Source organism: Janthinobacterium sp. 67, from assembly GCF_002797895.1.
In the GTDB taxonomy this organism is placed as follows: Bacteria; Pseudomonadota; Gammaproteobacteria; order Burkholderiales; family Burkholderiaceae_D; genus Janthinobacterium.
The window spans coordinates 3034920-3046508 of record NZ_PGES01000001.1 but is presented as its reverse complement, the minus strand read 5'-3'; the positions used below and the strand labels follow the sequence as shown (position 1 = coordinate 3046508).

Genomic DNA, 11589 nt, shown 5'->3' with positions numbered 1-11589 from the left:
CAGACATGCTGGTTTGGCTTTTTTCGTTTACATGTCTTTCAGGCCCGTGATCGCATAGCCTTTGGCGGCGATCTGCTGGTGCGGCTGTTCGATATGGTAGTTGGGCAAGATCTCGGCATCGTCGGCCACTTCGCTGGCGCGTACTTCGAGTTGCCAGTCGGTATTGGTCACTTCTTCCGGAATAAGCTTTCCTTCCGGCACGGCGAGGTAGGAAAAAATGCCGTCGTGCTCGGCCCGGCGGTAAATATCTACGCGCATGAATGCCTCCTAGTAAGCGTTGGGGGAACCGGCGCACCGTAATGCATACCGATAGCGCTAGCGTAACAGGATTGTGCCGTGCACGGGTTGTAGCGTGTGCCGCAAGAGGGAAGGCGCTCAGGCGATGGCGGAAGCGTAGTCCTCGTCCTCGTCGAGCATGGCCGCTTGCCGTACCTCGCCGGCGGCGGCCGCCGCGCCTGCCGTGGCGGCCTGCACCTGGCTGCGGTGGGCGTCGAGGCCGCTGCGCAGGCTGGCGATCATGGCCAGTGTCAGTTCATGGCGCTTGCGCGCTTCCGAGCGTTTTTTGGAAGGAATGTCTTCCAGCGCCGGCAAAGGCAGGTTTTCGCACGCCAACTCGAAATCCCCGTCCTGACGCACTTGCGCGCCTAGTTCTTGCCATAGCGCATTGTAGTCGGCAAACAAACGGCCTTTCTTGGCGGAATGGTGCACGGCGCGGTTGATATTGCCGACAAGAAGTATCTTGCGGCAGCCGTGTTCGTATCCCAGCTGGCGCACCAGGCGCACCATCAGGGCTTTGGGCCGCATGCCATGCAGGTCGCGCGTTGCTTCGCGCACGCGGTGCGCGCTGTCTTCGCCCTTCGGGCCCTGCAGGCAGCCGATGCGCATGCCCAGGGTGGCGCGCAGCTGGCTGCCGAAGAAGGAAAAGGCGATCGAATACAGCACGTCGTCGTCGGCCATCAGTTGCAGCACCATCTCGCCTTCGCGGTCCATCGGGTGCAGCGAACACAGTTGCAAATGGTAGGGCGCGCCCGACTTGCCCGCCACCGTGCCCAGGCGCACGGGGCCGTGGGCCGCTTGGCCCATCAGCTTGCCCCAGCCTTGCTGCAAGATGAAGTGGTAGTGCTCGGCCAGCAATTCCACGCGCTGCTGGCAATTCAGGGTCAGGCTCAGGTAAGGACGGTAGACCTTGTGGATCATGTGCGGATACGCTTGTACCAAGTCATGAAAAGCCGGATGCGAGTTCAGCAGTTGTAGCCAGAGGCGGGTCTCGCGCTGCTGCACGCGGGCGCGCAGGTGCAGCTTGAGCATTTCGCGCCAGCGGCGCATGCCGTTCGGCATCGCCATCAAGCCGTCAGACAGGGTAATAGTTGGCATCATCGTGCGCATGTCCATGATAAAGGGAGAACGTCGAAGCCGTTTCGGCTCAGACGGGTACCGGGCTGCTGACGCCCTCGTGGTTTGCCAGCAGGATGGTGGTGCCGCGGCTGCCACGCGCCAGCTTGCCGGCCAGTCCACCTGAAAAACGGCGCGGCCAGCCGCTGCGCCGGTGCGCCGGCAAGACCACTTCGTGGCAACCCAGCAGCTCGGCCGTATCGAGTATCGTAAACAGCAGCTCGCCGGCGAAAATGTGGGTGCTGAAGGCGATATGGGAACGGCTCAGGTAGAGTCCCGCCTCGTGCATCATGTGCTGCGTGGCCAGGTCAATCGCCTGGCACTCGCCGGCGCTGTGCCGGGGCAGCTCATCGGCCTGGCGCCGCGGCGCCGCTGTTACGTGCAACAGGCTGACGCGGACTTTGATGCCCCATTCCTGCAGGCGCCTGGCATAGCGCGCGCCGTAGACGATGTCGCTGGCGCGCTTGACGGGCAGGAGCAGCTGCAAGGTATCCTGGCCCGGCTTGCCGCAGGCACCCGCGGCGCTGTCCGGGGCGCGGTGGCGTTGCGTGGCAAGGCACGATGCATGCATGAAAGAGAAGGCCGTGGTGGAAAAACCATGCCATCTTATCCAGGCCCCCGTCCCGTGTAAATTGGCGAAACAGCGTACGGGCTTCCCTTATGCGGCGCCGATTTTAATAGCGGTAGGTGACGTACACGGCGCCGATCGGCGATGTCTTGCGTTGCACGATGGGGCTCTTGGCCGCGTCGCCCAGGCGGCTCTCGACGCCGATCAGCGTATTGACGCCCCAGCGCGCATCGATGCGGTGCTCCCAGTTGACCGTGGCTTGCGCTTCATAGAAACCGCCTTTTGGCGTGTATTGCTTGAACGAGGTATTTGCTGCCTGGGTCGCCGTCACGCCGTACATGGTCTGCACGTATTTGCGCTCGCCCCAGGCGAGCTGGCCGGCGATGGTCACGCTGTCCTTCTGCACGCCCTGGGCGTCGGACCTGCCGTAAACCTGGCCGCTGGCGCCGAAATGCACGTTCGCGCCGTTTTCGCGGTTCGACAGGGGAATGTCGCTCGAGACGGTCAGCGACAGGCCCGGCAAGGGGGAATAGCCGGCGCTCAGCAGGGCGCTGGCATTGCCTTTGACTTCGCCCATGCCCTTCAGGTAATCGCTGCCGCCCCAGCCATTGGCGCCTTTGCGCTTGTGGTCTTCGCGGTTGCCGCGGTAGCCCAATGCAGCGCTGTAGCTGAAGGCGCCGACCTCGCCGCCATAGCCGATGCCGCGCGAGGTGCTGAAGAACAGGCCATTGGCCATCGCATAATCGAGAATGATCAGGGGCGAGGCCGACAGCTTGTCGGCGCCGGAATAGCTGGACACGGCGGCGACGCCGCCGCCGATGGTGAAGACATTTTCCGCCGCCGGTTCGGCCGCCGCGGCGGCCAGGGGATTCAAGCTCAGGCCACAGGCCAGTGCCAGCGAGGTCAACAAGGTTGTAGATGCGTGCATGGAGTTTTCCGTCAGGTGGAGAACCGAGTCCGGAGTGGCTCGATTGACTGGCGACAGTATCTGTCCTTGCCATGAAGGAAAAATGAGCCTTTTATTAAGATTGCATGAAGGCGGGTTCTTTACCCATTCTTCAGCTTGCGGTGGTTTAATACTCACCATGAAAATACTGCTGATTGAAGACGATATGGACCTGGGCAATGGCGTGCGGATCGCCTTGCGCGACCAGGGCATGCAGGTGGTCTGGGTGCGCAGCCTCGAGGATGCGGCGCGCAGCATCGAGCACGACAGTTGCGAACTGGTGCTGCTGGACCTGGGCTTGCCCGATGGCGATGGCCTCGATTTGCTGGCGCGGCTGCGCGCAGCCCGTTTGCCCGTGCTCATCCTCAGCGCCCGCGATACGGTGGAACAGCGCTTGCGGGGCCTCGATGGCGGCGCCGACGATTACCTGGTCAAGCCCTTCGTGCTGGCCGAACTGCTGTCGCGCGTGCGCGCGCTGGCGCGCCGCAGTTATGGCTTCGACGGCGACACCATCGAATTGCGCGGCCTGCTGCTGCAGGTGCCCACGCGCCGTGTCAGCGTGCACGGCCGTTCCGTGGAACTGACGGCCAGTGAATATGCCTTGCTCAAGACCTTGCTGATGCGCGCCAACCGGGTCATCACGCGCCGCGTGCTGGAAGAACACATCCTGCCCGGCGGGCTGGCCAATGCCAGCAACACCCTTGATGTGCATATGGGTAACCTGCGCCGCAAGATAGGCGAAGGCTATATCCGTACCGTGCGCGGCGTCGGCTATGTCATCGACCAGCAGGGCGAGACGTCCACCGCGCCGGGTGCCGGCGCATGATGGGGCGTTTCTGGGCCATGCTGCGCCGGCCCACCCTGGTGCGCCGCCTGATGATCGCGCAAATGCTGATGCTGACCATGGTGTGGAGCCTGGCCGTGGCGTATGTGATGGTCGAGGGGGCGGACGAAGCGAGCAATGTGAGCCGCGGCGTCCTGCACGCCATTATCAGCGTGGCCGACAACCTGGCCGAGCAGCCGCAGCGCCAGGAACAAAGCTTGCGCGCCATCGACGAAGCCTTGCGCGAGGAGTTTGAAACGGGGCGGGTGCCGGAACTGGCGCCGCGCATCCTCGTCTGGCGCGAAGGCAAGCTGGTCTACAAGTCGCCCGATGCGCCCAGCGGTATCCGCAGCGCCGGTCCGGAGCAGATGGAGGTGGTGTACATCAAGGGCCAGGCCTGGCGCAGCCGCAGCCTGGACGAGGGCAGCACGCGCGTGACGGTGCTGGAAGCGGGAGGCGCATGGCAATTGTTTATCACGATTAATTCACGCGGCTACTATCTGCTGCCGCTGCTGATCAGTCTGCCATTCCTGCTGGTGCCGGCCTGGCTGTCGATCCGCCTTGCCATGCGGCCGTGGCGCAAGCTGGCGCAGGAGGTGGCGGCGCGCGGGCCGCAGGATTTGCGGCCGCTGGCGTTCAAGCCGCCGCATGGCGAACTGGCGGCGCTGGTCGACAATATCAATGCGCTGCTGCAGCGGGTCGATGCCAGCGCCGCGCGCGAACGCAGCTTCATCGCCGATGCCACGCATGAGCTGCGCACGCCGCTGGCGGCCATGCGCGTGAATGTCGAGGCCTTGCAGAGCCAGGTACATGATGCGCGCCAGCAAGAACTGCTGGACGGTATCTTAAACAGCGGCAACCGGGCCGCGCGCCTGGTGGGGCAGTTGCTGCAGCTGACGCGCAGCGAGGTGCAGGCGGGCGCGGGCGAGTTGCCGCGGCGGCAGGCGCTCGATAGCTTGCTGCAAGACCGTCTGGCGGCCCTGTCCGGCCTGGCCCAGGCGGGCGATATCGAACTCGAATTGCAGGCCAGCGTCTCGCTCAGCGTGCCCGGACAGCGCGAGAGCCTCGTTTCGCTGATCGACAACCTGGTGGAAAACGCCATCAAGTACAGCCCGCGCGGCAGCAGCGTGACGGTGTCGCTGCATGCGGAGCGGGGGCAGGCCGTGTTGCATGTGGCCGATCAGGGACCGGGTATCGCGCCTGCGCTGTATGACCGCGTGTTCGACCGCTTTTTCCGCGCGCCGCAGCAGGCGCAGCCAGGCAGCGGCCTGGGCTTGTCCATCGTCGCTTCCGTCGTACGCCAGCATGGCGGCACGATTCAGCTGCACAGCGGTAATGGCGGCCTGGGCTTGCTGGTGGAGGTGCGCTTGCCCTTGGCCGTAGCGTGACCGCGCTGGCGCGCCTTGCGATGTTGCACGGAAATTATTTCATGTGCCTATAACGCAAGATGGCATGGCGTGGCGCACGCTTGCGATGCATAATGCTGTACAGTTAAAAAACACCGTTATGCGCCCATTCCTGTCCCGCTACCTGCCGTATCCCGCCTTTGTCGGCCTGTATCTGCTGTTTGACTGGGCCACGTACATCGACCCGATGTACGGGCTGAACATCACCCCCTGGAATCCCGATCCCGCGCTGGGCCTGGTATTCTGGCTGATCCACGGCCGCAAGGCGGCGCTGCCCTGGTTTATTGCCCTGGTGGCCGGCGAGGTGCTGGTGCGCGGCATGCCGGCAGGGCTGCCCCTGACCTTGCTCTGTTCGGCGTGGCTGGTGCTCGGCTATGGCGGTATCGGCGCCGTCCTGCGCCGCAGTTTCACCAGCAGCGACATCTTCGACAACCGGCGCCGCCTGAGCGCCTGGGTCCTCATCGTGCTGTTGGGCACTACGCTCAATGCGCTCGGCTATATTTCCTTGCTGTCGCTCACGGGGCGCATACCGTCCGGTGAGTGGAGCACTGCCGTCTGGCGTTTCGGCATCGGCGACACGGTCGGCATGCTGGTATCGATGCCGCTGATCTGGGTGCTGTTCAGCGAGCGCGGGCGGGCGCGCCTGCATGCCGCTGTCTGGCGCTGGGAAACCCCGGCCTACCTGGCCCTGGCCAGCTTCGTGCTGTGGAGCGTCTTCGGTTCCATCGTGCGTTCCGAATACAAGCATTTCTATTTCCTGTTTCTTCCCGTCATCTGGGCCGCCTCGCGCCAGGGCTTGCATGGTGCCATGCTGGCCGTGTTTGTATTGCAGTTATGCATCATCACCCTGGTGAAATGGACGCATGCGGTCGATATCCAGTTTTATGAATTGCAATTGCTCGACGCCGTGCTGGCGCTGGTGGGCTTTTTTATCGGCATCGTCGTCGATGAAATGCGGCAGGTGGCTGACGAACTGAAACACACGATGCGCCTGGCGGCCGCCGGCGAAATGGCAGCCGCTCTCGCGCATGAGCTGAACCAGCCGCTGACGGCCTTGTCGACCTATGGCAAGGCCTGCGAATACCTCGTGGAACGGGGCGAGAATGGCGCCTTGCTGCAAAGCGCCATCGGGCACATGATCGTGGAATCGGGACGCGCCGCGGACGTGGTGCGTCGCCTGCGCGACTTTTTCCGTACCGGCGCGATGCAGCTCGAGGCCGTCGAGGCTAGCGGCCTGATCGATGGCCTGGCGCGCCAGTTCACGCCGCTGTTCCATGAACATGGCATCGAGCTAGTGCTGGCACCGCCGTCGCCGCTGGCCGTCAACGCGGACCGCCTGCAAATCGAGCTGGTCCTGCGTAACTTGCTGGCCAATGCACAGGATGCGGTGATGGGCCAGCCGCGCGGCCAGCGCCGCATCACGGTGTCGGCCGAGCCGCTCGAAGGGAGCCGGCTGCGCCTGTCCGTGGAAGATAGCGGGCCGGGCATTTCCAACAGCCTGGCCGCGCGCCTGTTCGAACCTTTCGTCTCGACCAAGGCCAGCGGCCTGGGGTTGGGCCTGGTGCTCAGCCGCAGCATCGTCGAAGCGCATGGCGGCCAGCTGTGGGCCGAAGTGGGCAAGCATGGTATTTTTCGTTTTATCCTGCCCCTGGCGCACGCCAGTGCGGCCGCCAAGGGAGAGTATGGTGACAAGTAATTTGACGGTGTTTATCGTGGACGACGATCCCGCCGTGCGCGATGCGCTGGGTTTGCTGTTGGGCATACGCGGTTACCGCACGGCCCTGTTTTCCTGCGGCGAGGATTTCCTGCACAGCTGGCGGCCCGAATGGGCCGGCTGTCTGCTGATCGATATCCGCATGTCGGGCATGGATGGCTTGAGCCTGCAGCGCTGCTTGCTGGAGCTCAAATGCATGCTGCCCATCATTATCATCACGGGGCACGGCGACGTGGCGCTGGCACGCCAGGCATTCAAGGCGCAGGCCAGCGATTTCCTGGAAAAACCGTTTGACCACGACAAGCTGATGGCCGCCATCGATGAAGCGTTTTCGCGTGAGGCCCATGCGCGCGGCCAGTTGCAGCGTCAGGTGGAGGGACTCGCCTTGCTGCGCGCCCTGACGCCGCGCGAGCGTGAAGTGATGCAGCTGGTGGTGACGGGCCAGCACAACCGCGATATCGCCCCGGCGCTGGGCATTTCCGTGCGCACCGTGGAAGTGCACAAGGCGCGGCTGATGGACAAGCTCGGTGTCGATAATGTGGCCGACCTGGTGCGCATCAGCATGCTGGGCACCGGCTAGCCACTGAAGCGTTCTCTAGGCGATGGTCTTCAATACCTGATCGCTTGAAATCGCCTTGACCCAGTCGCTGCGGCGCGCCACCGTGATGACGGTGCTGTTGGCGCTGTCGAAGGGCGCCCATTCCGGATTCTTCTTGCGCATCAATGCCACGACGGGCACATGCACGGCGTTCGCCAGGTGCATGATCGACGTTTCCACCGAAATGATCAGGTCGCATTGCGCCAGCATGGCCGGCAGCTGGAAAAAGTTGTCGACGGCGCTGAAGGCTTGCGTGCGCGGCAAGTTGTGCGCCTGTACGACGGCATTCACCTTGGCCAGTTCCTGCGGCATGGCATTGATCAGGAAGCAGGCATGCTGCCATTTCGGCATCGCTTGCATGCGTGAAATCAGTTCGGCAATGCGTTCCAGGGGCCAGCCGCGCTTGTGCGACTTGGCAAACGGATTCAAGAGCACGAGCGGGCCCTGGCGCGGCGCAAAGCCCCAGGCGGCCAGTTGCTCCTGCGCCTGCTGCAATGCGTGCTCGGGTATGTGCACGAAGGGATAGCGTTCGGCCACGGGAATGTCGAGTCCCGTCAACTGATGGAACCAGTCCGCATACACGCTGCTGATATGGTGCTCGCCGGCATCTTGCCCCGCATACGAGGCCAGTACGGCGTCGATCTTGCGGTAGGCCAGGTAATGCCAGGGGCGAAGCGGGCTGAACGGTTTGCGCGTGCCGATCACCAGTCCGTGCGGGCTGATCGCGCGGGCAAGGTCCGCATATTGCTGTGGCCGTACGTGGGCCAGCGACACGACGACAGGATACTGCTCCGCCTGGGCTTCGCGCAGTGATTCTTCGTATAGCGCAGGGCTGTAGGTCTTGCGGTACACCTTGGCGAACAGGCCCGACTGTTCTACCCAGTCGTACAGCGAATAGGTACGCAAGCTTTCCCATTGTTTGGCGTCGGACGTGCGCCGTACTTCGTCGACCCACAGGTGGATCTGGATGTGGGGGTAGGCCGCGGCAAAGGCGCGGAAACCATTTTGCAGGTAGGTAAAGTCTCCCAGCGCCAGATGGGCGATGAACAGAATTTTTTCCGACTTTTGTAGAAGTTCGGCGGGAATCAAAGGCGTCATGTATCAGTACGATTTCAGGTATTCATTCGATGGTGTCATACCACTTGCTGGGAAAATTGCAGGCGATGCAGATTGGCATACGCGCCGTTGGCATCCAATAATTGCTGGTGACTGCCGGTTTCCATTATTTTCCCATGTGACAATACCACGATACGGTCCGCGCGTTCAATTGTTGATAGCCGATGAGCAATAACTAAGGTGGTTTTTCCTTGCATCAGGTGCTCCAGGGCCGCTTGCACGGCCCGTTCCGCCTCCGTATCCAGTGCCGAGGTGGCTTCATCGAGGATCAGGATGGGCGCATCCTTGTAGATTGCGCGGGCGATGGCCACGCGCTGGCGCTGGCCGCCGGACAGGCGCGAGCCGTTGTCGCCCAGGCGCGTTTCCAGACCGTCGGGCAAACCGTCGATGACGTCCGACAGGAAGGCGGCCGCAGCGGCCGCTTCGACGCGCTGGCGGTCCGGTGCCGCATCCCCATACGCGATGTTGGCGGCCAGCGTATCGTCGAACAGCACCACTTGCTGGCTGACCATGGCGATCTGGCTGCGCAGGCTGCTCAGGGCGATGGCATCGATATTTTGTCCGTCGAGCAAGATTTCACCGCTGCTGGCCGAGTAAAAGCCGGGCAGCAGGCTGACCAGGGTCGATTTGCCGCCGCCGGACATGCCGACGAAGGCGACCGTTTGTCCTGGCGCGATGTTCAGGTCGATGTGCTGCAGGGCCGGCTCCGGATGTCCGGGGTAGGCAAAGCTCACGTCCTTGAACTCGATGTGGCCTTTGCTGCGGCCAGCGAGCGGCTTGCCGCCCGTGCGTTCCGGTGTCTTGTCGATCAGCAGGAAGACTTCCTCGGCGGCGGCCATGCCGCGCTGCAGGGGGCCGTTGACTTCGGCCAGCTGTTTCAACGGTGTCAGCAGCATCAGCATGGCCGTGATGAAGGAAACAAAGCCGCCGACCGTGATTTGCCCCTGCTCGGACTGGAACAGGGCCATGACGATGACCAGGGCCACGGCCGCGGCCGTGATCACTTGCGTGATGGGCACGGTGGCGGAAAAGGTCGTCGTCATGCGCATGCTGTAGCGGCGCAATTGCTCGGCGCGCTCTTCAAAGCGGGCTTTCTCGTAGGCCTGGCCGCCGAAGATTTTGATCACTTGCTGGGCGCGCGTGGTTTCCTCGATGACCTGGGTCAGCTCGGCATTGACGGCCAGCGAATCGCGGTTGAGTTTTTTCAGGCGCTTGCCCGTGGTGCGCACGACGATGGTCAGTACGGGAAGCAGCACCAGGGTGACGAGGGTCAGTGCCCAGTTCAGGTACAGCAGCCACGCCAGCAGGCCCAGCACGGTCAGCGAGGAGCGCACGATCGAAGTAAACACCTTGGTCACCATCTCGATGATCTGCTGCACTTCAAACATGATGGAGTTGATGACTTTGCCCACCGTGTGCGTGTTGTAGAAGTCGATGGGCAAGTTGAGCATGCTGGCAAACATCCTGCGCCGCAATTCGTTGAGGATGCGCGTGGAGACATAGCTCATCAGGTAGCTGCTGGCAAACGTCGATGCGCCGCGCATGGCAAAGATGCCGATGACGATCAGCGGCACCAGCCAGAAGGAAAAACTCACCTTGCCGCCAAAGCCATTGTCGAGCAGCAGTTTGAGCGCATACGGCAGCAGCGGTTCCGTGCCCGCCGTGACGACCATCGCCAGCAGGGCCATGCCCAGGTGTTTCTTGTAGGGCGCGTGCAGCGCGGTGAGGCGCTTCAGGTCGGGCGTGAGCATCGGTATGGTTCCTTGCAGGGGGCGGCAAAAACGGTCAGGCGGAAAACGAACTCAGGCAGTGCGCTCTTGCTGGCGCAACAGAGCCCACAGTATCACCATCGGGAAGACGAGCATGATGATGCCGATATTTAGGGTTAACGAGCTCGTCGTTAATCCAAAAATCGGGTAGCAGGTACAAAGGATGACACCACCCAACGCATACGGACGGGCTGCGGGCGGACTGTGACGCAATGCGCGCGCAAATAGCGTCAGCGGTATAAAGAATAGTGCGAGCAGCGTTAGCAGGCCGAAAGTGCCGCGCTTGACCAGGGCATCGAAGTAGTCATTGTGCGCATTGGTATGGTCGAGCACCGTCTTGCTCATGCTTCCCTCTGCCACCAGTTGCTGTTTCGCGGCCAGGTAGCCATTGCGCCCCATGCCGAACCATATATTTTTATCTGACAAGGCTATTGCCGTCCGCCACATCTCTATCCGTTGCCCGATTGATGTGCTGACATTGCCGTTGTACTCAAATTTTTTCAAGTCATCAATGGCAATGATTGCACGTTCACGCACAGGCGAATTTGGAAGCGAGTATGCGAGCGCGGCTACCGCTATGAATAATGTCAGCAGGCCGGCCATATAGTGCTTGCCTCGGCCTTTCGAATACTGGGCGGCAAATATGCATCCGCACACGGGCAATGCCAGCCAACCGCCGCGACTGCCACTGACGATGGAGCCGAGGATGCCAGCCAAGGCACCGGTGAGCAATAGTGTCGTCCAAACTCTGCGATGGCGCTGTTCACGAGCCCAGCTCAGCCCGCATAGGGCCAGCATGCCCAGCAGCATGCTGGCATTGCCAAAGTGAATGGCGTTGCTGGTTGCCGCCTGCGGACGTTCCATGTGCAGTACGGTCAATTGCCAAAACGCAAGTGCCGCTCCTGCGATGGCACCGATGGCCACGCCACCCCACCAGGCAGCCGCGCGAGGCGGATAGGCGAGCAGTAACAGCAATACAGGAGTGGCCAGCAGCGCGCGCAGCGGGATGTCGAGTTCGCGTGCCGGGTCGGCGTGGTACAGCATATTGGCTGTGAAAATGGAGAAATACAACAGCAGGGTGCCGAGCAACAGGTAATCGCGACGTTGCAGATTCAGGCGTGGACGTTTCCAGAGCAGATAGGTACTGGCTAGCAGAAGAACCAAGGCGCCGAGTGAATATCCGCTGTTGAAGGCCAGCGCCAACGCTGAGAAAAGAAAGACACAAACAGAAGTCAGGCCGAGCATGAATATCCTTGG

The 11589-nt window shown here is 62.3% G+C and carries 11 protein-coding genes; 4 read left to right on the top strand and 7 right to left on the bottom strand.

The genetic code is table 11. The annotated features are described in order from the left end of the window. Positions 1-27 precede the first annotated feature (27 nt). The 4 genes from CLU90_RS13675 to CLU90_RS13660 all read right to left on the bottom strand — a co-directional run bounded on the left by CLU90_RS13675 (position 28) and on the right by CLU90_RS13660 (position 2888). Positions 28-258, bottom strand: a complete 231-nt coding sequence (locus CLU90_RS13675) for a DUF6139 family protein (protein WP_092713976.1) — start codon at positions 256-258, stop codon at positions 28-30. 117 nt (positions 259-375) lie between these two features. Then, entirely contained in the window at positions 376-1377 is a 1002-nt protein-coding gene (locus tag CLU90_RS13670; RefSeq protein ID WP_157808820.1) for a VirK/YbjX family protein, read from the bottom strand. Between the two features lie 46 nt (positions 1378-1423). Next, positions 1424-1963 carry a universal stress protein gene (locus tag CLU90_RS13665; RefSeq protein WP_100428172.1) on the bottom strand — a complete coding sequence of 180 codons (540 nt, stop codon included), beginning with the start codon at positions 1961-1963 and terminating at the stop codon, positions 1424-1426. A gap of 103 nt (positions 1964-2066) precedes the next feature. After that, complete coding sequence (locus CLU90_RS13660; protein ID WP_157808819.1) at positions 2067-2888, bottom strand: MipA/OmpV family protein; 822 nt, start codon at positions 2886-2888, stop codon at positions 2067-2069. A 157-nt stretch (positions 2889-3045) separates the two neighbouring features. Between CLU90_RS13660 and CLU90_RS13655 the strand changes: the two genes are divergently transcribed. The 4 genes from CLU90_RS13655 (at position 3046) to CLU90_RS13640 (ending at position 7429) form a co-directional block, all read left to right on the top strand. Then, positions 3046-3732 carry a response regulator gene (locus CLU90_RS13655; protein WP_100428171.1) on the top strand — a complete coding sequence of 229 codons (687 nt, stop codon included), beginning with the start codon at positions 3046-3048 and terminating at the stop codon, positions 3730-3732. Then, positions 3729-5117, top strand: coding sequence for a sensor histidine kinase (locus tag CLU90_RS13650; protein ID WP_100428170.1), 1389 nt, complete (start codon positions 3729-3731; stop codon positions 5115-5117). Before CLU90_RS13655 ends, CLU90_RS13650 begins: the two co-directional genes overlap by 4 nt. 118 nt (positions 5118-5235) lie before the next feature. Next, positions 5236-6831, top strand: coding sequence for an ATP-binding protein (locus CLU90_RS13645; protein WP_100428169.1), 1596 nt, complete (start codon positions 5236-5238; stop codon positions 6829-6831). Next, on the top strand, positions 6818-7429 hold the full coding sequence (locus tag CLU90_RS13640) for a response regulator transcription factor (RefSeq protein ID WP_100428168.1): 612 nt from the start codon (positions 6818-6820) through the stop codon (positions 7427-7429). Before CLU90_RS13645 ends, CLU90_RS13640 begins: the two co-directional genes overlap by 14 nt. 15 nt (positions 7430-7444) lie before the next feature. Here the strand turns inward: CLU90_RS13640 and CLU90_RS13635 are convergent, their stop codons facing one another. From CLU90_RS13635 to CLU90_RS13625, 3 genes are read right to left on the bottom strand one after another with little or no spacing between them, the layout of a single operon-like run. Next, the gene (locus CLU90_RS13635; RefSeq protein WP_100428167.1) at positions 7445-8545 is read right to left on the bottom strand and encodes a glycosyltransferase family 9 protein; all 1101 of its coding nucleotides are present in this window, start codon (positions 8543-8545) and stop codon (positions 7445-7447) included. A gap of 35 nt (positions 8546-8580) precedes the next feature. After that, positions 8581-10314: a lipid A export permease/ATP-binding protein MsbA gene (msbA, locus tag CLU90_RS13630; protein WP_092713961.1), complete on the bottom strand. Its 1734-nt coding sequence runs from the start codon at positions 10312-10314 to the stop codon at positions 8581-8583. Positions 10315-10365: 51 nt separating this feature from the next. Next, positions 10366-11577, bottom strand: coding sequence for an O-antigen ligase family protein (locus CLU90_RS13625; protein ID WP_092713959.1), 1212 nt, complete (start codon positions 11575-11577; stop codon positions 10366-10368). Between the last annotated feature and the right edge of the window lie 12 nt (positions 11578-11589).

Bases quoted from the DNA above. Each gene is read 5' to 3' on its own strand.
- CLU90_RS13675 (WP_092713976.1), bottom strand. From the start codon at position 258: ATGCGCGTAGATATTTACCGCCGGGCCGAGCACGACGGCATTTTTTCC.
- CLU90_RS13670 (WP_157808820.1), bottom strand. From the start codon at position 1,377: ATGATGCCAACTATTACCCTGTCTGACGGCTTGATGGCGATGCCGAAC.
- CLU90_RS13665 (WP_100428172.1), bottom strand. From the start codon at position 1,963: ATGCATGCATCGTGCCTTGCCACGCAACGCCACCGCGCCCCGGACAGC.
- CLU90_RS13660 (WP_157808819.1), bottom strand. From the start codon at position 2,888: ATGCACGCATCTACAACCTTGTTGACCTCGCTGGCACTGGCCTGTGGC.
- CLU90_RS13655 (WP_100428171.1), top strand. From the start codon at position 3,046: ATGAAAATACTGCTGATTGAAGACGATATGGACCTGGGCAATGGCGTG.
- CLU90_RS13650 (WP_100428170.1), top strand. From the start codon at position 3,729: ATGATGGGGCGTTTCTGGGCCATGCTGCGCCGGCCCACCCTGGTGCGC.
- CLU90_RS13645 (WP_100428169.1), top strand. From the start codon at position 5,236: ATGCGCCCATTCCTGTCCCGCTACCTGCCGTATCCCGCCTTTGTCGGC.
- CLU90_RS13640 (WP_100428168.1), top strand. From the start codon at position 6,818: ATGGTGACAAGTAATTTGACGGTGTTTATCGTGGACGACGATCCCGCC.
- CLU90_RS13635 (WP_100428167.1), bottom strand. From the start codon at position 8,545: ATGACGCCTTTGATTCCCGCCGAACTTCTACAAAAGTCGGAAAAAATT.
- msbA (WP_092713961.1), bottom strand. From the start codon at position 10,314: ATGCTCACGCCCGACCTGAAGCGCCTCACCGCGCTGCACGCGCCCTAC.
- CLU90_RS13625 (WP_092713959.1), bottom strand. From the start codon at position 11,577: ATGCTCGGCCTGACTTCTGTTTGTGTCTTTCTTTTCTCAGCGTTGGCG.